A 19,565-nucleotide genomic window follows, 5' to 3' on the forward strand; every position below is an offset into this window, starting at 1 on the left:
CACTAAGCGACTTCACGAAGCATTGGACTACGCCACCCCACAGGAAGTAGAAACCGAGTACTATCTCACCCAGCCCATCAACACAGGGCCGTAAAAGAAGCGGAACTAAACCCAGGACGCTTCATGCCCCTAGTGGAGACCCCTTTGAGATAACACGTCGCTATCACGGTAGTTAGAGCTCGTTCGGTTCGGTTACGCCGTTCTAGGAGCCATTTAAAGAAGAGTGCCCCGCTACGCAGCTTCGGGATAGAAATATCAAGCGAGCAAACGCGGGTTTCGAGCCTGCGGTGGCGGTAGCCGTTGCGGGTATTAGGCCGTTGAGGAGAGACTGTGGGGTAATCGGCGCCGCAAACACTATCTACTTAAGCCGAGAGGATCTGGTCGATGAAGTTTGTAGCACCTGGCGCATCAAGTCAGGGGAAGCCTGAGTGATCAGTTCTTTCAGATACGCGGTCGGATCGATATGAATAGGGTCAGTGGCCATCGCGGGACACTTCCTTTCGAGGATAGGTAAGAGTTGATTCGAAAGGTACCCGCGGTGGTCGCCTTTATGCGCACCGAAACGAGGCTTCACCCAGGCAACAGATACACCACACTAAAGGACGCAACCGCTACACAACTCGATGCGACTTAAATATGGCCTAACTACCTAGCTCCATCAGGGACATGATGCGCTCGAAATCTTCTTGGTCGCCGAATTCCACGACCATCTTTCCTTTGCGCTTGCCCATGGTCACGGTGACCTTGGTATCGAAGCGATCGGACAGCCGCTCAGCGGAATCGGTGAAGTACTGCGGCTGCGGCGCTGGCTGCTTCTTCCTAGTTTCAGCCGGTTTGCCATCACGCTTGTAGAGGGTGACTGCTTCCTCGGTGGCGCGCACGGACAGCCCCTCCGCGATGATGCGGTTGGCAATGTATTCCATGGCCTCGGCGTCATCCAAGGACAATAGGGCACGCGCGTGGCCGGCAGATAAGGTACCTGCAGCTACGCGCTTTTGTACCTCTACCGGCAGCTTGAGCAGGCGCAGCATATTGGTCACCTGTGGGCGCGAACGGCCAATGCGATCCGCTAGCTCGTTCTGGGTAACACCGAACTCTTCTAGCAGCTGTTGGTAGGCGTGCGCTTCTTCCAAGGGGTTGAGCTGTACGCGGTGAATGTTCTCCAGCAGGGCATCGCGCAGCAGGTTGTCGTCCTTGGTATCGCGCACGATGGCCGGAATCGTGGCCAGGCCCGCCTTGGAGGAAGCACGCCAACGACGCTCACCCATGATGAGCTCGAAGCCACCTTCCACGGATGGACGAACGACCACGGGCTGCAACAGACCAAACTCGCGGATCGAGTGGACGAGCTCGCCGAGTTCATCCTCGTCGAAGACCGTGCGCGGCTGCTTCGGGTTGGGGATGATATCCCCGATGGAAATCTCACGATAGGTCGCACCGATAGGAGCCGGGGTGGCCTGGCGCTTCTTGGAGGACCTAGAGCCAGAACCCTGCTGAATGGTGGGAGCGCCCTTTACGCGCTTGCCTTCACCACCCTTCCGGCCCGGCTGCGGGGTGGAATTACCCAAAATAATATCCGCGGCGGAATCTCCCAGGCGCGGCTTGCGGGTAGGGGCATCAGGACCGGACGGGATGAGTGCGGCTAGGCCTTTGCCAAGGCCGCCTTGCTTCTGTTCTGCCATGAGTTCCTATCCTTCCAATTCCGCGTAAATCTCTGGGCTCACACCAATCGCCCCGGTGGTCGGGTGCGGGCGGTAATCGCCACGCCGGTCAAGCTCGCGTGCCGCCGCAAGGTACGCGCGGGCACCGGTGGACGAGGGCGCGTAATCAATAACCGTAGTACCGTACCCCGGTGCCTCAGAAACGCGCACGGAGCGCGGGATAACATTGGCCAGCACCACGGCGCCAAACTGTTCGCGGACGTTATCTGCCACATCCTCGGCCAAACGTGTACGAGCGTCATACATGGTCAGCAGCACGGCGGAAATATGCAGATCCTCGTTGAGATGCTCGCGAATCATGGAGATATTGCCCAGCAGCTGGCCCACGCCCTCCAGCGCGTAATACTCGCATTGAATCGGGATGATGACCTCTTCAGCGCAGGTCATCGCATTGATGGTGAGCAAGCCAAGTGATGGCGGGCAATCAATGAAGACATATTCAAAACCATGCTCTTCAAGGAAGCCATTATGCAGGGCGTCATAGAGCCGAAATTCGCGGCGTACCAAGGAGACCATTTCGATCTCTGCGCCAGCCAGATCAATGGTGGCGGGGATGCAAAAAAGATTCTCGTTGTGCGAGGAGGCCTGCATAGCCTTCTCGGCGGTGCAGTCTCCGAGGAGCACCTCATAGCTGGAATCGGTGCCAGAATTATGTTCCGCGCCCATGGCCGTGGAGGCGTTTCCCTGCGGGTCGAGGTCGATCACCAGCACTTTTTTGCCCTCTGTGGCTAGCGCTGCGGCCAAGTTGGCGGCGGAGGTGGTTTTGCCTACGCCGCCTTTCTGGTTAGCAATGGTGATAAGGCGCGGATTAGTCATGCCGTCTACTTTAGTTCACGCGCGGGACACGAATGATCGTGGTTCCCTCGATGGTGCTGACCTCGGCCTTTCCACCGCCGGCCTTCTTAATCTCAGCAGCATCGCGTTCCAGTTCCTCGTGTACCGAAGAACCCTTCAGCGCGATCATTTCACCACCCTTGCGCACGAGCGGCAGCGACCATTTCGCCAGCTTGCCCAGCGGTGCGACCGCGCGGGAGGTGACCACGTCTGCTCCTGCCACCGCCTTTTTAATTGGGCCTTCCTCGGCACGGCCACGCAGCACCGTCACGTTGTCTAGGCCTAGCTCTTCTACGACTTCGTTGAGATAGTTATAGCGCTTAAGCAGCGGCTCGATCAGGGTGATCTGCAGGTCCGGGCGTGCAATGGCCAGCGGAATGCCGGGCAATCCGGCCCCCGAGCCGACGTCGATAACCGTGGCACCCTCCGGGATTGCCTGCTTGACGACGGCGCAGTTAATAATGTGCCTCTCCCACAAGCGTGGCACCTCACGGGGGCCTATAAAACCACGAGTGGACCCGTCGGTAGCGAGCGAATCATGGTAAGCCTGCGCGAGGGGCAAGCGGGAGCCGAATACTACTGACGGGTCCATCTCGGACACGATGGGGTTCTCCTCCGTGTTTATTTGTTTTTGCGCTGTTTCTTGGTGCGGTTGTCCTTCTTGCGGGCACCCGGCTTAGGCGCGGAAGTGCGCTTGGCCTCAACCTTAGCGGCTTCCTCCTCTTCTTCCTCGCGGTCCATCTTGGCATAGACGATGCGGGTTTGGAAGAAGGTCCAGACCGTATTGGCCATCATGTAGAACAGCAAACCAATCGGCCAGATGGAGCCGGAGAAGACCAGCATGGCTGGCATGACCCACAGCATCATCTTGGACATCATGGCCATTTGCTGCTGCATCATTTCCGCATTCTGGCCCTGTGGCGCCTGGGTCTTACCAGCGGCACGCCGCTGCTCCTGGCGGTTCAGGCTCATGCGGGCGTTAAAGTGCGTCATGACCGCAATGATGGCAATCATCGGAACGATGATGACAGCTGCCTGGCTGGTAGTGACGCCCTCTACAATCGGCGAGTTCAAGCGCAGGTTGGTCACCAGCGGAACATCAAAGATCTTGGCGTCTAGGAACTGCTGGACCAGTTCCGGCTTAAAGATGTAGTTCGCGGTATTGGCGTTTTCCTCAACGGACATCGGATCGCCACTGGGGTGGCCAATACCACCGGCCACAGCGACGGTGCGGTCGAAGGAGCGCAGAACGTGGAACAAACCAACGAACATTGGAATCTGCACGAAGACCGGCAGGCAGCCGGCCATCGGACGAACGCCGGACTCCTTGTAGACCTTCTGCATTTCCTGCGCGGCCTTGGTTTGGTCATTACCGTACTTCGCGCGGATTTCCTGCACCTTAGGCTGGATTTCCTGCATCTTGCGCGAGGAACGAATTTGGCTAATTGTCGGCTTGACCATTAGTGCCTTAAGCGTCCAGGTCAACAGCACAATGGCCAGAATCCAGGTAATGCCCCAGGCAGGGTCCATTACGAGGGACAGCAGCCAGTGCCAGAACCACAAAACGGCCGAAATTGGCCAGTAAATGAAATTAAGCACGAGTGTTTAATCCTCAATTGTTGTTGGTAACCGGGACCGGATCGAATCCGCCCGGATGCCAGGGGCCGCATTTGCAGACCCTGGCTATTGCCATCGCCGTACCCTTGATTGCGCCGTGTTGAGAAAGCGCCTCTAGGGCATAAGCACTGCATGTCGGCTCGAACCGACAGGTCGATACCATCTTAAGGCCAGAGACATGCTTTTGGTAGAAACGAACCACTTTGACCATTGGTTTGGCCAATTCTCTGGCTGGGGGAATTTCCTCCCCGCGGGAATTTAGATATCCCATTGCTTGCGCAGTGCTTTGGCAAGATCTTTTTCTAATTGCTCACTGCTAGCAGTGGCGCTGGCGGGCAAGGCACGGATGACAACGTCCACGCTGGCAGGCAGCTTGGGAATGAATGTCATGCACACATGGCGAAGCCGCCGGGAGGTGCGGTGGCGAACCACTGCATTCCCGACGGCTTTAGAAACAATCAGCCCAAATCGCGGCCCAGTGGCGGCGATATCGGCTGCCTTGTCCGTACCTGCGTTGTCGCGCGCATGCACGACGACCGTACGAGTGCCCGCCCGGCGACTACCCTTCATCGTGCGCCGAAATTGCGTCGGCGACGTGAGCTTGTGCTGGGCTGGAAGCATAACTTATGCAGTCAGCTTTGCGCGGCCCTTCTTGCGACGAGCTGCAACAATGGCGCGACCTGCACGAGTGCTCATGCGGGTGCGGAAGCCGTGCTTGCGAGCACGACGACGGTTGTTCGGCTGGAACGTGCGCTTACCCTTTGCCACGTTAATTCTCCTTGAAGTTGTGCGTAGGCACACCACCGCGATGCAGCGGCACGCCCACTGATGAATAGATTCCATGAACCTGACGCATCACAGTCTCTCCGGTGCACGGCGAGCCGACGGGCCCAGCCGGTGCGAGGTGACGCTGCCACTTTCACGCGCAACTCTTTGTTGCAATAGACCATGCCAGATTACGTGATTTCTGCCGCTGGGAACAAATCGACACCCGGGTACACCCGAAATTACATAAATGTTTTTTCCTGCAGCTAGAGGGCCAGATTCTGCGCTCTTGCTGCACCTAATCCATCACGCAGTAAGACCCACCCCAACCCACACCCGGGTGGTGAATTTTTCTCGCTAGACACACCCGCCGTGTCGGCGGTAGAACAGAAGAATCAAATTCCACAGCCCAACCGGTCATGTGGATAACTCTAAATCAACGCTTGAGACTTTTGTAGTTTCCGCAGCATAGGGCCATAAACTGACCAATGAAGAGTTATCCACAGTCATGAACTAAGCTGTGAATAACTATTTAATCCACACCTGTGGATAACTCTGTGGAGATCGAGGTGACTCGATAAAAACCGATGTGAAAACCACGGTGGAATCCGCAGTGAAAATTGTTATTCAATGTCCACCCGTCCCCGACTAAATTCCACAAAGGTAGCCTGTTGTGACTGACCCACAAGCGAACCTGCATGCCGTTTGGCGCGCGGTCGTTGATGACCTGCTCGCACAATCCGAGCAACCCAATTCCGAGGTCCCCAGTTTTTCGCACTCACAGCGCCTTTACCTCCAACTAGTTCGCCCCATCATGATGGTTGAGGGCTACACCCTCGTTGCCGCCGAAAACCTGGATGCCAAAAATGTGGTCGAAAATGAGTTGGGCGAGCACATTGCCAAGGCATTAACCCGTCACCTAGGCCGGCCATGTTCCTTTGCGGTTACCCTTGCCACCCCGCAAGAGCCACAGCCACCGGCCGCGGACCCTGCACCACAGGCAACACCCCCTCAACAACAGCAACCGCCTCAAGCGCAACCACTGCAGAACACGGAATCTACCCAGAACTACATTCCGCGCCCGCAGCAAACGGATGCCGCTGCACAGCAGGCCCCTTCTCAGAACAATTGGCAGTCGAGTCACGCCCCTGCAAGCCTGGATGAGCTGGCCCAGCACTATAACCAACAGCAGGCCGAATCCGCGGGAAATTTCTCCGGTGCTGCCACCAATTCTGCCCGCATCCCGCGCGAGGCCCCGGCGCACGATCCCAACCGTGAAACTTCCCTCAATCCGAAGCACACCTTCGATAGCTTCGTGATCGGTTCTTCGAATCGTTTTGCCAATGGTGCCGCTGTGGCTGTGGCCGAGAATCCCGCCCGTGCATACAACCCACTATTTATCTGGGGTGGCTCTGGGCTGGGTAAAACGCACCTTTTGCATGCCGCCGGCAATTACGCCCAGGTACTACATCCGGGTCTGCGCGTGAAGTATGTGTCTTCGGAAGAATTCACGAATGACTATATTAATTCCCTGCGCGATGACCGTCAGGAATCATTCAAGCGGCGCTACCGCAATCTCGACATTTTGATGGTCGATGACATCCAGTTCTTGGAAGGCAAAGAATCCACCCAAGAAGAGTTCTTCCATACTTTCAATGCGCTGCACCAAGCCAATAAGCAGATCATTTTGTCTTCGGACCGCCCACCGAAACAGCTAACCACGCTGGAAGATCGCCTCCGCACCCGCTTTGAAGGCGGTCTTATCACCGATATTCAGCCGCCAGATCTAGAAACGCGTATCGCGATTTTGATGAAGAAGGCGGCCAATGACGGCACCGAAGTGGATCGCTCCGTGCTTGAGCTCATTGCCTCTCGTTTTGAGTCATCCATTCGTGAGCTCGAGGGCGCACTGATTCGCGTTTCGGCCTATTCCTCGTTGGTGAATGAGCCAATCAACGTGGAGATGGCAGAAATCGCACTGCGCGATTTGGCCCCAGATTCCGCCGATCGGCAAATCACCGCTACCTCGATCATGGAGGTCACGGCAGAATTCTTCGATATTGATGTAGAGACTCTGCGCGGGGCTGGCAAAAAGCGTGCGGTGGCGCATGCACGCCAGTTGGCTATGTATCTGTGCCGCGAGCTCACGGAGCTATCCCTTCCCAAGATCGGTGAGCAATTCGGCGGCAAGGATCACACCACCGTTATTTACGCGGATCGCAAGATCCGCAAAGAGATGACTGAAAAGCGCAATACTTACGACGAGATCCAGGCGCTCACCCAGCGCATCAAGAATCGCGGTCGCGCCTAAACTTCTCTACCGCTGCTTCAGCGCCTTCCTTATATAAAGGAGGGCGCTTTTGTCTGCCCTTTGTCACTTCGCGGATTCTGCTCGGACTACTTAAAGGTGAGATCAGAACTACCAGATCAGAGATTCTTGACTGAGACGCCGAAACCTGGTTCAAACCGTCCACACAGCCGCCTACACCTTCGTGTAATTCCACAAAGAACCCAGAAGGTCCGCGAAAAGTACTCCCTTAACTGCGAAAAAGTTATCCACAGCGTTATTCACACTTGTGTAATTCCACCTTTGTAATTCGTAGATCTTACTCACAGTTTTAAATTCCACAGGCTCTATGCTGGGAGAACCACCCTGTGATCAGCGCTGTGTGTAGACCGGTGATCAAATGACAAAACCTGTGGATAAAACGGCGATCCCGTTAGTTGTCCACATTTCGCCCCGATTGATCACAGCAAGATCACAAGAATTGGCACACCCCGGATCTGTGTCCTGAACTTGTCATTTACCTAGTTACCCACAGATCCCACAGCGCTTATTACTACTACTAAATTATTTCTCTGATCTGTATAGAAGAAAGAGGGTGTGTGGAATTCGACCCGGCCTGCCTTCGGCCAGGCGCGGATCGGGCAGGAAAAGATAGAATTACACGTTGTGGCGCACCGCGCCCGATGCGGTAAGTTGGAAGCCAGTCTTTTGTAAGTAACAAATTTCCTACTTGCCCCAGAGGAGCTCTTCGCACCATGGATGAAGCCGTGTCATTTCGCGTGGCCAAAGATGACCTTGCCAACGCCGTAGCGTGGGTTGCTCGTAGCCTGCCGTCGAAGGTCACCCAGCCTGTACTCCGCGCGATGCTGATCACCGCGGATGACAATGGTCTTGAGTTCACTGGCTTCGATTACGAGGTGTCCACCCGCGTCCGAATCGCCGGAATGGTAGATGAACCCGGACAGATCGCGGTAGCCGGCAAGCTCCTCTCTGACATCGTTGCTTCCCTGCCCAATAAGGAAGTGGAGATCTCCCAGGTAGATTCCAAGGCCCTGGTCACTTGTGGTTCTTCCCGCTTTGAGCTGCCACTGATTCCTCTGGATGATTACCCGCAGCTCCCGGTCCTGCCGGAGGTTACCGGCACCATCCAGCCACAGCTCTTCGTCGAGGCCATCCACCAGGTCGCCGCTGCGGCCGGCAAGGATGACACCTTGCCCATGCTCACCGGTGTGCACATGGATATCCGTGGCAAGGACATTGAGATGACGGCAACGGACCGCTTCCGCCTGGCTATGCGCACCTTGGAATGGGAGCCGAAGTCGCCAGATGTAGAAGCGAAACTCTTGGTACCTGCGAAGACCCTGCAGGAAACCGGTCGTTCCTTGGATCCGCACCTAAATATCCCAGTGGAAATCGCTGTGGGAACCGATGACAATATTGGTGCCGATGGTCTCTTTGGCCTGCACGCGGATAATCGCGAGACCACCACGCGCATGCTGGATGCGGACTTCCCTAATGTGCAACCCCTGCTGCCGAAGAACCACACCAATATTGCCTCCATTGAGGTCGCCCCGCTGCAGGAAGCAATTCGCCGCGTGTCTTTGCTGACGGATCGCAACGCGCAGATTCGGATGGAATTCGCCGATGGTCAGGTGACCCTTTCCGCCGGTGCGGATGCTGGTAACGCGACGGAGACCCTGCCGTGTGCGTTCCATGGCCGCGATGAATTCCTCATCGCCTTCAATCCGGGCTACCTCAAGGATGGCTTGGGCGTCATCAATACCGACCGCGTGGTCTTCGGCTTTACCGAGCCTTCGCGCCCAGCCATCATGATCCCAGAACCGGAAGAGCTGCCTGAGGCCGATGAAGATGGCAACTTCCCCACGCCGGAGACCAACTTCACCTACCTGCTCATGCCGGTTCGCCTGCCGGGCTAATGTACGTCAGGGATCTCGATGTTCGGGATTTTCGCTCGTGGCCCGAACTTAATGTGCAGCTAGGGCCGGGGATCACCCTTTTTGTCGGGCGCAATGGCTTTGGCAAAACCAATATCGTCGAGGCCATAGGCTATACCGCCCACCTTTCTTCCCACCGCGTTTCCCACGATGCACCGCTGGTGCGCCAGGGCGCGGACAGCGCGCGGGTATCCATTACCGCGGTGAACCAAGGCCGCGAGCTTACTACCCATTTGCTGATTAAGCCCCACGCGGCCAACCAAGCGCAGATTAATCGCACCCGCCTGCGCAGCCCTCGTGAGTTGCTGGGCGTGGTAAAAACCGTGCTCTTTTCCCCGGAGGACTTGGCCCTGGTGCGCGGGGAGCCGGCCGGGCGCCGCGCCTATCTCGATAGCATCATTGCCTCGCGGACTCCGCGCCTAGCAGGCGTGAAGGCCGACTACGACAAGGTGCTCAAGCAACGCAATGCCCTGCTGAAATCGGCCTCCGGCAGCCTGCGCCGCGGCTATTCCGATAGCGATGGCGCCGCTGCGTTAGCCACCTTGGATACCTGGGATGCGCAGCTCGCCCGGCTCGGCGCCCAGGTGATCGCCGCACGCCTTGCGCTTGTCGACGCCCTCTTGGACCACATCCCCGCCGCCTATTCCGGCCTAGCGCCAGAATCGCGGCCGGCGCACGTGGAGTATAAGTCCACGATCGATACCTCCGATCGCGAGGTGCTAGAGGCCGTGCTGCTCACCGAGTTGGCCGCCGCCCGGCAGCGCGAGATCGAACGCGGCATTTCCCTGGTGGGTCCGCACCGCGACGATCTGGTGCTTAACCTGGGCGATCAGCCGGCCAAGGGCTTTGCCAGCCACGGCGAGACGTGGTCTTATGCCATCGCGCTGCGCCTGGCGGAATTCAACCTCCTGCGCCAAGAGGGAGGATCCGATCCGGTGCTCATCTTGGACGATGTCTTTGCCGAGCTCGATGCCAAGCGCCGCAAGCAGCTGGTTCACTTGGCCGCCGAGGCCGAGCAGGTGCTCATCACCGCGGCCGTGGATGAGGATTTGCCCGGAAACTTGGAACCCATCGTGCGCTACCGCGTGAGCGTAGAAGATACCGAGACCGGTCGCATTTCCAAGCTCAGCGCCGAGGAAGGTGAAGGGAATGAGTGAGGATCAAGGGGGCGTCGGCAAGCAGCGCATCGATCCCGTCACCCAGTACTTCAAGCTGGTCCGGTCCACCTCCAAAAACCCGCCGAAGCTGACCCGCCCGGTGCCGAAGATGCCGGTGCCCTCGCTGGAGAAGGCGCAAAAGCAGGGGTATATGGGCTATCAACGGGGCTTACCCACTGGCCCGGATGGCAGGAAGAAGCGGCGCACCCTGGCCGTGCCGAGCCTGGGATCCCAAATTAACCGCGAGGTGGTCAATCGTGGGTGGGAGCATGATCTGGCTAATGGCTGGGTGATGGGCAATTGGGAGCATCTGGTGGGCGAGCGCATTGCCGCGCATACGCAGCCGCAGCGGATTAAAGACAAGATTGTCTATGTATCCTGCGATAACTCCACCTGGGCAACGGAGCTGCGCTACCTGCAGCGCCAAATCCTGCGGAAAATCTCTGACCGCCTAGGCCCCGATGTCATTGTGGAACTGCGGATTCACGGGCCGAAACAAAGGCGCAATTATGAGGGGCGGCAGTGGGTCAAACCGCAAGGATCACAAGATACATACGGCTAATAGGCTGAGGTTTACTCAGAACTGCACAACGTAAATAACCTCAGAGCGCCCCAGATTCCTATCTCTCACGGGTGTGGGGTGTCTTTCAGTAGGGGGTATCCGTGTAGAATAGTCAAGGTCTTAGAATTAGCTATAGCCAAAAGGAGAGCACGAATCCGTGGCTGAAGAACACGCATATGATGCCGGGTCAATTACGATCCTGGAGGGCCTCGAGGCCGTCCGTAAGCGCCCCGGCATGTACATTGGTTCGACCGGTTCGCGCGGCCTGCACCACCTCATTTGGGAGATCGTTGATAACTCCGTCGATGAGGCCATGGCCGGCTACGCCGACAAAGTAACCGTCAAGCTGCTGGAAGATGGCGGCGTAGAGGTCATCGATAATGGCCGTGGCATCCCGGTAGAAATGCACGCCTCTGGCGCACCTACCGTCCAGGTGGTTATGACCCAGCTGCACGCCGGCGGTAAGTTCGACTCCGACTCCTACGCCGTTTCCGGCGGCCTGCACGGTGTCGGCATTTCCGTGGTGAACGCGCTTTCTACCCGCGTGGAAGCGGAGATTAAGCGCGACGGCAAGCACTGGTACCAAAACTTCCAGAACGCCATCCCAGACGAGCTCGTTGAGGGTGGCAATGCCCGCGGCACGGGCACCAAGATTCGTTTCTGGGCGGACCCGGAAGTTTTTGAAACTACGGAGTACGATTACGACACCATTTCGCGCCGCCTGCAGGAAATGGCCTTCCTGAACAAGGGCCTGAGCATTGAGCTCATTGACGAGCGCGTCACCGAAGAGCAGATCGAACTGGAGGAAATCGCCGATGCAGAATCCGGCGAGACCAGCGCGGATGAAACCTCCTTCGATGATGCCCCGGACGCCGGCGATACCTTCAACGAAGAATCCGGCGAGGCGGAGGACGCTGCGGCAGAAAAGAAGCGCCGCAAGAAGGTAACCTTCCACTACCCGGATGGCTTGACCGACTACGTCAAGTACCTCAATAAGTCCAAGACCGCGATCCACCCGACCATCGTTTCCTTCGATGCTAAGGGCGAGGATCACGAGGTAGAGGTAGCGCTGCAGTGGAACCAGGGCTATAAGCAGTCCGTTCACACCTTTGCCAATACCATCAACACCCACGAGGGCGGCACGCACGAAGAGGGCTTCCGTGCGGCCCTAACTTCCCTGATGAACCGCTACGCCAAGGAGCATAAGCTCCTCAAGGAAAAGGACGGTAACCTCTCCGGCGATGACTGCCGCGAAGGCTTGGCGGCCGTCATTTCCGTCAAGGTGGGTGATCCGCAGTTCGAGGGCCAGACCAAGACCAAGTTGGGCAATTCCGAGATCAAGGGCTTTGTCCAGCGCGCGGTCAACGAGCACGTCAATGACTGGTTCGATGCCAACCCGGCAGAGGCCAAGGCCATCATCAATAAGGCCGTTTCCTCCGCGCATGCCCGCATGGCTGCCCGCAAGGCTCGCGAGATGGTGCGCCGCAAGTCCGCCACCGACCTCGGTGGCCTGCCAGGCAAGCTTGCAGACTGCCGCTCGAAGGATCCGAAGATTTCCGAGCTCTACATCGTGGAGGGTGACTCTGCAGGTGGCTCCGCTAAGGGTGGCCGCGATTCCATGTTCCAGGCCATCCTGCCGCTGCGCGGCAAGATCCTGAACGTGGAGAAGGCCCGCATGGATAAGGTGCTCAAGAATGCCGAGGTCCAGGCGATTATTACCGCGTTGGGTACCGGCATTCACGAGGAATTCGATATCAAGAAGCTGCGCTACGACAAGATCGTGCTTATGGCCGATGCCGACGTTGACGGTCAGCACATTGCTACGCTGCTATTGACCCTGCTCTTCCGCTTCATGCCGCAGCTGGTTGAGGATGGCCACGTGTTCCTGGCTAACCCGCCGCTGTACAAGCTCAAGTGGTCCAAGGGTGCTCCGGGCTATGCTTTTTCCGACGCCGAGCGCGATAAGCTGCTGGCCGAGGGCCTGGAGCAAAACCGCAAGATCAACAAAGATGACGGCATTCAGCGCTACAAGGGTCTGGGCGAGATGAACGCCGCCGAGCTGTGGGAGACCACACTTGACCCGAGCACCCGCATCCTGCGCCGTGTGGACTTGGAAGACGCGCAGCGCGCCGATGAGCTCTTCTCCATCCTCATGGGTGATGATGTCTCGGCTCGCCGCTCCTTCATCACCCGCCGCGCGAAGGACGTCCGCTTCCTGGATATCTAGAGCGCAGCATGAAGCCCACCGTGGAATTTACCGCGGTGGGCTTTAATTGTGGCGTCGGAAAGCGCCGGGCCTAGGCCTGGGAGCTGCGCTGATCCGCTACAGCGAATCCTAGGGAAGCGAGGCACATGGCGAGGATGACGCCGAAGCCGGCAATGATGGACAGCGGCCAGTCCGCGCTTGTGCCGTGCAAGGTGGCAAAAACGATGGCCGTAATAACGGCAAGCCCAATGGCCGTACCAATGCGCTGGCCGGTTTGGAGGACGGCACCGGACGATCCGGCGTAGGCCTGTGGAACGTGCGCCAAGGTGAGCGTTTGGTTGGGGGAGATGACCGAGCCTTGGCCGCCGCCAACAAAGGCCAGCGAAAGGACCATCCACCATTCGCTGGCTCCCCACTGCTCGGTGGCCCAGATAAGCGCAATTGTGGCCACCAGACCGAAGATGGTCACCAGCATGCCAAGTACCACGACCTTGCGCCCATAAACGGAAACGGATCGGCCGGCCAGTGTGGCAGATATGGAGCTCAACAAGGCAGCCGGAATGCCTACGGATCCGGCAGCCAGGGCGGAGTGTCCGAGTCCGCTTTGGAAGTAGAGTGCCACGAGCACCCAAATGCTGGTAATACCCATAAACCACAAGGTGGCGATGATGGTGCCATTGCGAAAGCTTGGGGTAGAAAAGATAGTGAGATCCACCATTGGCGGATGGCCGGTGGCCTTGTGGCGGCGCTCCCACAGCACCCATCCCACAAGGAGGACGGCGCCCAGTAGTAGGAGCCACCACACGGCCGGGGAAGCGGACGATTCCATGAAGGGGAAGAGGATGGCCCACACTGCAGCACCGAGAATCACCGCACCGATGGGATCCAGGGTGGCAAGGGCCTTGAAGGTGCCCAGTTTATTGCCATTTTCATCGCGCACGCGGGAAAAGAGCGGCCGCGGAAACCACAGTAATCCTAAGATGATGGCAATAAGGCCGACGGGGAAATTGACCAGCATGGTCAGCCGCCAACCTAGGTCCGCGCCGCCGAGGCGAATGAGCAGGCCGCCCAGTACCGGTCCGATAGCCACAGCGATGCCTACCGTGGAGCCAAAGTAGCCGAAGGCGCGGGCGCGTTCCGGACCGCGGAAGTACTGCTGGATCATTCCCACGCCCTGCGGATTGAGTAGCCCAGCGCCTATGCCTTGGATAAAGCGGGCGGTGTTGAGTGCCTCCGCGTTGGGGGCAAAGCCGGCGACGGCGGCGCTGAGGGAATAGATAGCAATGCCTGCTAGAAAGATGCCGCCGCGGCCGAAGAGATCTCCGGCACGGCCGGCCGCCACAAGGATGACACCAAAGGTGAGCGCATAGCCGGAGAGTACCCATTGCACATCGGACTCAGAGGCTCCCAGGCCCGATTGAATAGAGGGCAGGGCTACGTTCACGATGGACACGCTCAGCAGGGACATGAAGAGCGCCGTGAGCAAAACGATAAGCACCCGCCAGCGGGCGGGATCTTGGCCGGCGGGGTACTCGGTCTGGTTAGCTGCGGAAGTAGTCACTTCCACACTTATACTCTGCGGTTTGATTTAGGTTCAAGCGTGCGGAGGCTACATGTGCTTTTGCAGCACGCGGCCGAAATCCGGGACCGCAGGGGTGAGGAATTTCGAGGCCTTACCGCGCAAGGAGTTATAAGGCTTAGACAGCGCGGGGGAGTTAATCTGCTGGGCGTGCTTATCGGCCACCGACATAATGGAATCGCTCACCTGGGCGCTGCGCGGCTCCAGGAAGGAACCGAAATCCTGCTCGGAACTTTCCGAAAATTCCTGCCAGTGCGGATCCAGGGCATCCAGGACATCCGGCAACACGCGGCCTAGGGCCTTGGTAATGATGGCGGAGTCGACCTTCTTGGCGGCGGCGACGGCGCCCTTCAGCGCCATGCCGGTAATGCCCGATTGCTTGGCGACGACCCCCTCAACCAGCTCGCCGCAATCGCTAATCACCGCAGTGCGCTGCGGACCTGACATAAGTTCAGAAAGATGTGCCATGCTGCACCACCTTACGCGAGTTAGGCGGGCTGGCCCGGCAGGCCAGGGAGGGTGGCCTGAATGGCAGCAATCTGATCGGCGATCTGGCCTAAGCCAGCATCGCGGGCAGCTTTCTCCAGATCCACGTTAGGGAAGTATAGGGCCACGGCACCGGCCAGCGCGGTGACGCCAGCAGCCGCTGCGGTGGTGATCAAAGTGAGATCCAGCTGGGAAGAACCGGTAGAGGAACCACCGGCCTCGCCCGGCTGAAAGTCCGGATTTACGTTCTCCTGCCAGGAATCGGCATCAGCGGCGGTGGCGGTAGGAGCAGTGACGGCGGTGGCAGCTAGCGCCACGGCGGTCAGGCTCGAGGCGGCAATCTTCTTGAAGCGGGACATGGTGGTAGTTACTTTCTTGGGTCACTATCCCCCAGTAACTTAGGTAACTTCTTTAACGCTTAGGTAGACGCGTGCGCTGAACTTTGCAAACTCTGCGTTATACCCGCTTAGCGCCGGCACGCGGGCTAAGACCTCCGCCATGGAACGGGCAGCATCGCGGTGGCTGTCGTGGATGGCTATTCCTTCTAACTTGGCGGTGCTGGCCGCCGCCGCGGCCGCCAGGGCGGCGAAGTTGGTGATGCGAACGTTAAAGCGTGCACAAAACTCTTGTGCCAAGAGGTAGAGCTGCTCCGTGCTCATGACTACCTAAGGCTGCGAGGGCCGGGCACGGCGGATTTCCGCCTCCAGCTCAGCGCGGCCGGGGAGGAGGGCGCGGGCGGTGGACTGCACGTGGGCGTCGGCAAGCGTGCGGGCTGCAGCCGCAACGATGGCGCGCACCACCGCCTCGTGCTTGGAGGTGCCCTGCGCGGAGGCCAGCAGCGTCAGCGCGTGATCCTGTTCGTCCGTAAGCCGCAATGTCATCGCCATACCTCAAGTGATACCAGGGTGATACCACTCGTGCGGCAATTCGAGTCCTGAAAGGCGCTAGAGGGTAGAATTTGGGGTTATGAGTGACAATAACGACGATCTTTTTGATCGCATATTTCCCATTGACATTAATGAGGAGATGGAGTCGAGTTATATCGACTACGCCATGTCCGTCATCGTCGGCCGTGCCCTGCCGGAGGTGCGCGATGGCCTGAAACCGGTGCACCGCCGTATCCTCTACGCGATGTTCGATTCCGGTTACCGCCCGGAGCGCGGCTACGTGAAGTCCGCCCGCCCGGTCTCGGACACCATGGGTCAGTTCCACCCGCACGGTGACTCCGCCATCTATGACACCTTGGTGCGTCTGGCCCAGTCCTGGAACATGCGCTATCCGCTGGTAGATGGTCAGGGTAACTTCGGCTCCCGCGGTAACGATGGCCCGGCAGCAATGCGTTATACGGAGTGTAAGCTCACCCCGCTGGCCATGGAGATGGTGCGCGATATCCGCGAGAACACCGTGGACTTCTCGCCCAACTACGATGGCAAGACCAGTGAGCCAGACGTCCTGCCGTCCCGCGTTCCGAACCTGCTCATGAACGGTTCTGGCGGCATTGCCGTGGGTATGGCCACCAATATCCCGCCGCATAACCTCAATGAGCTGGCCGAGGCCATCTACTGGATGCTGGATAACCCAGACGCCGATGAAGAGGCTGCGCTGGAAGCCTGCATGGAACGCGTCAAGGGCCCGGATTTCCCCACCGCTGGCCTCATTGTGGGCGATCAGGGCATCAAGGATGCCTACACCACCGGCCGCGGTTCCATCCGCATGCGCGGTGTGACCTCCATCGAGGAGTCTGGATCCCGCCAAACCATCGTGATCACCGAGCTGCCGTTCCAGGTCAACCCGGATAACCTCATCTCCAATATCGCGGAGTCCGTGGCCAGCGGCAAGATTGCGGGCATTTCCAAGATTGAGGATGAGTCCTCCGACCGCGTGGGCATGCGCATCGTGGTCACCCTTAAGCGCGACGCCGTGGCTCGCGTGGTGCTCAATAACCTCTACAAGCACTCCCAGCTGCAGACCTCCTTCGGCGCCAACATGCTCTCCATCGTTGACGGCGTGCCGCGCACCCTCCGCCTGGATCAGATGCTGCGCTACTACGTGGAGCACCAGATTGAGGTCATCGTTCGCCGTACCCAGTACCGCTTGAACGAGGCCGAGAAGCGCGCCCACATCTTGCGCGGTTTGGTCAAGGCCCTGGATATGCTGGATGAGGTCATCGCCCTTATTCGTCGTTCGCCCACCGTGGACGAGGCGCGCGAAGGCTTGAAGGAGCTTCTCGACGTCGACGATATCCAGGCCGATGCCATCCTCGCCATGCAGCTGCGCAAGCTGGCTGCACTGGAGCGCCAGAAGATCATCGACGAGTTGGCCGAGATCGAGCGCGAAATCGCCGACCTGAAGGATATCCTCGCCCGCGAGGAGCGCCAGCGCCAGATTGTCCACGATGAGCTGGCAGAGATCGTCGATAAGTATGGCGATGAACGCCGCACCGAAATTATTCCGGCGACCGGCGATGTCACCGACGAGGACCTCATCGCCCGCGAGAACGTCGTGGTCACCATTACCTCCACCGGCTACGCTAAGCGCACCAAGGTGGATTCCTATAAGGCGCAAAAGCGCGGCGGCAAGGGCGTGCGCGGCGCTGAGCTCAAGCAGGACGATATTGTGAAGAACTTCTTCGTCTGCTCCACGCACGACTGGATCTTGTTCTTTACCAACTTCGGCCGCGTCTACCGCCTCAAGGCCTATGAGCTGCCAGAGGGCGGTCGCGCCGCACGCGGCCAGCACGTGGCTAACCTACTGGAATTCCAGCCGGAAGAAAAGATCGCGCAGGTCATTCAGATTCAGTCCTACGAGGACGCTCCTTACCTGGTCCTCGCCACCCAGCAGGGCCGCGTGAAGAAGTCCCGCCTGACCGATTACGAGTCCGCACGTTCCGCTGGCCTTATCGCCATCAACCTCAATGAGGGCGATGCGCTCATCGGCGCACAGCTCGTCTCCGAGGGCGATGACATCCTGCTTACCTCCGAGCAGGGCCAGGCTATCCGCTTTACTGCCGACGACGACCAGCTGCGCCCCATGGGCCGCGCTACCGCCGGTGTGAAGGGCATGCGCTTCCGCGGCGATGACCAGCTGCTATCCATGTCCGTGGTCCACGATGGCGAGTTCCTTCTGGTCGCCACCTCTGGTGGTTACGGCAAGCGCACCGCCATTGAGGAATACACCCCGCAGGGCCGCGGCGGCTTGGGTGTTATGACCTTCAAGTACACCCCGAAGCGCGGCAAGCTCATCGGCGCCATCTCCGTCGATGAGGATGACGAGATCTTCGCCATCACCTCCGCCGGCGGCGTCATCCGCACCGAGGTGGACCAGATTCGTCCGTCCTCCCGTGCGACCATGGGCGTGCGCTTGGTGAACCTGGCTGACGATGTCGAATTGCTTGCCATCGACCGCAACGTCGAAGAAGATGGTGAGGAAGACGCTCAGGCTGTAGCCAAGGGCGAAAAGACCGTGGATGAGGTCCAGCAGGAGCACAAGGCTGGCGATGCTTCCAAGGATGAGGAGTAATTAATGGCACGACGAGACGTAACGATTACGCGAATCTCGCCCACCTCCGCGTTCCGCGTTGGTCTGGCATTGTCACTCGTCGGACTCATCGCCTGGATGCTGGCCGTATGCTTGCTCTACATCGGCCTGAACCAGGTGGGCATTTGGGAATCGCTCAATAGCCTCGTCGGCGGCGTGGGCGGCGGATTCGAGGTCACCTTCGGTGTCATCATCTCCGCCTCCGCGCTCATCGGCGTTATTTTCGCCGTTCTCCTTACGTTGCTGGCACCACTGATGGCGGTTATTTACAACGCCATCGTGGACGTCTTTGGCGGCCTGCGGGTCGACCTAGACAACCGCTAGCGCCTCTCTCGCCATAGCGGATGCCGGCACCTTCGGGTGCCGGCATTTTCCTTTCTTCAGCAGGAATCTTTCTCCTTTGTTTGATGGCGTAAAATGCTCATTGAGCAGGCGATTTGTATAAATCCGGGGATAGTATGTAGAGTTAATTCTCGTTCCGCACAAGGGCCTATAGCTCAGTCGGTTAGAGCGCATCGCTGATAACGATGAGGTCGCTGGTTCGATTCCAGCTAGGCCCACCACGGAACAATGGGGCATTAGCTCAATTGGTAGAGCATCTGCTTTGCAAGCAGAAGGTCAGGAGTTCGATTCTCCTATGCTCCACAGCATGAAGTCCGGCTTCCTCTTCGGAGGGGCCGGACATTTTTTATTTCCGCGGTCGTTCCCAAGCGCGGGTTAAGGGTCAAAAAGGGGTTAAGGGTCAAAATGTGTGTCTGGCTCGGCGTGTCGCGGGGGTTAGATTTGGCCTTTTTGAATGCCGATTGAGTGGGTGTAGTCGGTGTCGATAGCGTTGTCGTAGAGGGCTGGGCGTCCTGTT

The 19,565-nt window shown here is 58.5% G+C and carries 19 protein-coding genes, 2 tRNA genes and 1 pseudogene; 9 read left to right on the forward strand and 13 right to left on the reverse strand.

Annotated elements, in window-relative coordinates:
* Nucleotides 1-122 precede the first annotated feature (122 nt).
* The 8 genes and pseudogenes from QP934_RS10105 to rpmH form a co-directional block, all read right to left on the reverse strand.
* Nucleotides 123-484, reverse strand: a pseudogene (locus QP934_RS10105) (transposase); the annotation flags it as partial.
* A gap of 157 nt (nt 485-641) precedes the next feature.
* Nucleotides 642-1,682: a ParB/RepB/Spo0J family partition protein gene (locus tag QP934_RS10110; RefSeq protein ID WP_419127456.1), complete on the reverse strand. Its 1,041-nt coding sequence runs from the start codon at nt 1,680-1,682 to the stop codon at nt 642-644.
* A 6-nt stretch (nt 1,683-1,688) separates the two neighbouring features.
* On the reverse strand, nt 1,689-2,537 hold the full coding sequence (locus tag QP934_RS10115; RefSeq protein ID WP_049359071.1) for a ParA family protein: 849 nt from the start codon (nt 2,535-2,537) through the stop codon (nt 1,689-1,691).
* A 10-nt stretch (nt 2,538-2,547) separates the two neighbouring features.
* Nucleotides 2,548-3,147 carry a 16S rRNA (guanine(527)-N(7))-methyltransferase RsmG gene (rsmG, locus tag QP934_RS10120; RefSeq protein ID WP_284769108.1) on the reverse strand — a complete coding sequence of 200 codons (600 nt, stop codon included), beginning with the start codon at nt 3,145-3,147 and terminating at the stop codon, nt 2,548-2,550.
* Between the two features lie 29 nt (nt 3,148-3,176).
* Nucleotides 3,177-4,154, reverse strand: a complete 978-nt coding sequence (gene yidC / locus QP934_RS10125) for a membrane protein insertase YidC (protein WP_419127457.1) — start codon at nt 4,152-4,154, stop codon at nt 3,177-3,179.
* A gap of 13 nt (nt 4,155-4,167) precedes the next feature.
* Nucleotides 4,168-4,383, reverse strand: coding sequence for a membrane protein insertion efficiency factor YidD (gene yidD / locus QP934_RS10130; RefSeq protein WP_419127458.1), 216 nt, complete (start codon nt 4,381-4,383; stop codon nt 4,168-4,170).
* Between the two features lie 47 nt (nt 4,384-4,430).
* The gene (rnpA, locus tag QP934_RS10135; RefSeq protein ID WP_005326013.1) at nt 4,431-4,793 is read right to left on the reverse strand and encodes a ribonuclease P protein component; all 363 of its coding nucleotides are present in this window, start codon (nt 4,791-4,793) and stop codon (nt 4,431-4,433) included.
* Between the two features lie 3 nt (nt 4,794-4,796).
* Complete coding sequence (gene rpmH / locus QP934_RS10140) at nt 4,797-4,940, reverse strand: 50S ribosomal protein L34 (RefSeq protein ID WP_003847033.1); 144 nt, start codon at nt 4,938-4,940, stop codon at nt 4,797-4,799.
* A 670-nt stretch (nt 4,941-5,610) separates the two neighbouring features.
* Here rpmH and dnaA point away from each other — a divergent pair.
* The 5 genes from dnaA (at nt 5,611) to gyrB (ending at nt 13,125) form a co-directional block, all read left to right on the forward strand.
* Complete coding sequence (gene dnaA / locus QP934_RS10145; protein ID WP_419127459.1) at nt 5,611-7,248, forward strand: chromosomal replication initiator protein DnaA; 1,638 nt, start codon at nt 5,611-5,613, stop codon at nt 7,246-7,248.
* A 731-nt stretch (nt 7,249-7,979) separates the two neighbouring features.
* Complete coding sequence (dnaN, locus tag QP934_RS10150; RefSeq protein WP_005325994.1) at nt 7,980-9,161, forward strand: DNA polymerase III subunit beta; 1,182 nt, start codon at nt 7,980-7,982, stop codon at nt 9,159-9,161.
* Nucleotides 9,161-10,336, forward strand: coding sequence for a DNA replication/repair protein RecF (gene recF / locus QP934_RS10155; RefSeq protein WP_005325992.1), 1,176 nt, complete (start codon nt 9,161-9,163; stop codon nt 10,334-10,336). Before dnaN ends, recF begins: the two co-directional genes overlap by 1 nt.
* A complete protein-coding gene (locus QP934_RS10160; protein WP_150850217.1) occupies nt 10,329-10,898 on the forward strand; it encodes a DciA family protein in 570 nt (189 codons plus the stop codon). Before recF ends, QP934_RS10160 begins: the two co-directional genes overlap by 8 nt.
* 157 nt (nt 10,899-11,055) lie before the next feature.
* Entirely contained in the window at nt 11,056-13,125 is a 2,070-nt protein-coding gene (gene gyrB, locus QP934_RS10165; protein ID WP_284811796.1) for a DNA topoisomerase (ATP-hydrolyzing) subunit B, read from the forward strand.
* Between the two features lie 70 nt (nt 13,126-13,195).
* Here gyrB and QP934_RS10170 read toward each other — a convergent pair whose 3' ends face one another.
* From QP934_RS10170 to QP934_RS10190, 5 genes are read right to left on the reverse strand one after another with little or no spacing between them, the layout of a single operon-like run.
* A complete protein-coding gene (locus QP934_RS10170) occupies nt 13,196-14,671 on the reverse strand; it encodes an MFS transporter (protein WP_419127460.1) in 1,476 nt (491 codons plus the stop codon).
* Nucleotides 14,672-14,713: 42 nt separating this feature from the next.
* Complete coding sequence (locus QP934_RS10175) at nt 14,714-15,151, reverse strand: DUF6918 family protein (protein ID WP_284767234.1); 438 nt, start codon at nt 15,149-15,151, stop codon at nt 14,714-14,716.
* Nucleotides 15,152-15,171: 20 nt separating this feature from the next.
* Nucleotides 15,172-15,528, reverse strand: coding sequence for a hypothetical protein (locus tag QP934_RS10180; protein WP_419127461.1), 357 nt, complete (start codon nt 15,526-15,528; stop codon nt 15,172-15,174).
* 39 nt (nt 15,529-15,567) lie between these two features.
* Entirely contained in the window at nt 15,568-15,828 is a 261-nt protein-coding gene (locus QP934_RS10185; RefSeq protein WP_419127462.1) for a cell filamentation protein Fic, read from the reverse strand.
* Between the two features lie 6 nt (nt 15,829-15,834).
* Entirely contained in the window at nt 15,835-16,056 is a 222-nt protein-coding gene (locus QP934_RS10190; protein ID WP_419127463.1) for a CopG family transcriptional regulator, read from the reverse strand.
* Between the two features lie 79 nt (nt 16,057-16,135).
* Here QP934_RS10190 and gyrA point away from each other — a divergent pair, with 79 nt between their 5' ends.
* From gyrA to QP934_RS10210, 4 genes are all read left to right on the forward strand, one after another.
* Entirely contained in the window at nt 16,136-18,688 is a 2,553-nt protein-coding gene (gene gyrA, locus QP934_RS10195; protein WP_005326873.1) for a DNA gyrase subunit A, read from the forward strand.
* A gap of 3 nt (nt 18,689-18,691) precedes the next feature.
* Nucleotides 18,692-19,030, forward strand: coding sequence for a DUF3566 domain-containing protein (locus QP934_RS10200; RefSeq protein WP_049378050.1), 339 nt, complete (start codon nt 18,692-18,694; stop codon nt 19,028-19,030).
* Nucleotides 19,031-19,192: 162 nt separating this feature from the next.
* Nucleotides 19,193-19,269, forward strand: a tRNA-Ile gene (locus QP934_RS10205).
* Nucleotides 19,270-19,278: 9 nt separating this feature from the next.
* Nucleotides 19,279-19,351 (forward strand) — tRNA-Ala (locus QP934_RS10210).
* Nucleotides 19,352-19,565: the final 214 nt, after the last annotated feature.

This window comes from Corynebacterium sp. MSK122 (assembly GCF_030229435.2).
GTDB lineage: Bacteria > Actinomycetota > Actinomycetes > Mycobacteriales > Mycobacteriaceae > Corynebacterium > Corynebacterium marquesiae.

Coding starts and splice junctions, on each gene's coding strand:
- QP934_RS10110 (WP_419127456.1), bottom strand. CDS start 1,682: ATGGCAGAACAGAAGCAAGGCGGCCTTGGCAAAGGCCTAGCCGCACTC.
- QP934_RS10115 (WP_049359071.1), bottom strand. CDS start 2,537: ATGACTAATCCGCGCCTTATCACCATTGCTAACCAGAAAGGCGGCGTA.
- rsmG (WP_284769108.1), bottom strand. CDS start 3,147: ATGGACCCGTCAGTAGTATTCGGCTCCCGCTTGCCCCTCGCGCAGGCT.
- yidD (WP_419127458.1), bottom strand. CDS start 4,383: ATGGTCAAAGTGGTTCGTTTCTACCAAAAGCATGTCTCTGGCCTTAAG.
- rnpA (WP_005326013.1), bottom strand. CDS start 4,793: ATGCTTCCAGCCCAGCACAAGCTCACGTCGCCGACGCAATTTCGGCGC.
- dnaN (WP_005325994.1), top strand. CDS start 7,980: ATGGATGAAGCCGTGTCATTTCGCGTGGCCAAAGATGACCTTGCCAAC.
- recF (WP_005325992.1), top strand. CDS start 9,161: ATGTACGTCAGGGATCTCGATGTTCGGGATTTTCGCTCGTGGCCCGAA.
- QP934_RS10160 (WP_150850217.1), top strand. CDS start 10,329: ATGAGTGAGGATCAAGGGGGCGTCGGCAAGCAGCGCATCGATCCCGTC.
- QP934_RS10175 (WP_284767234.1), bottom strand. CDS start 15,151: ATGGCACATCTTTCTGAACTTATGTCAGGTCCGCAGCGCACTGCGGTG.
- QP934_RS10180 (WP_419127461.1), bottom strand. CDS start 15,528: ATGTCCCGCTTCAAGAAGATTGCCGCCTCGAGCCTGACCGCCGTGGCG.
- QP934_RS10185 (WP_419127462.1), bottom strand. CDS start 15,828: ATGAGCACGGAGCAGCTCTACCTCTTGGCACAAGAGTTTTGTGCACGC.
- QP934_RS10190 (WP_419127463.1), bottom strand. CDS start 16,056: ATGGCGATGACATTGCGGCTTACGGACGAACAGGATCACGCGCTGACG.
- gyrA (WP_005326873.1), top strand. CDS start 16,136: ATGAGTGACAATAACGACGATCTTTTTGATCGCATATTTCCCATTGAC.
- QP934_RS10200 (WP_049378050.1), top strand. CDS start 18,692: ATGGCACGACGAGACGTAACGATTACGCGAATCTCGCCCACCTCCGCG.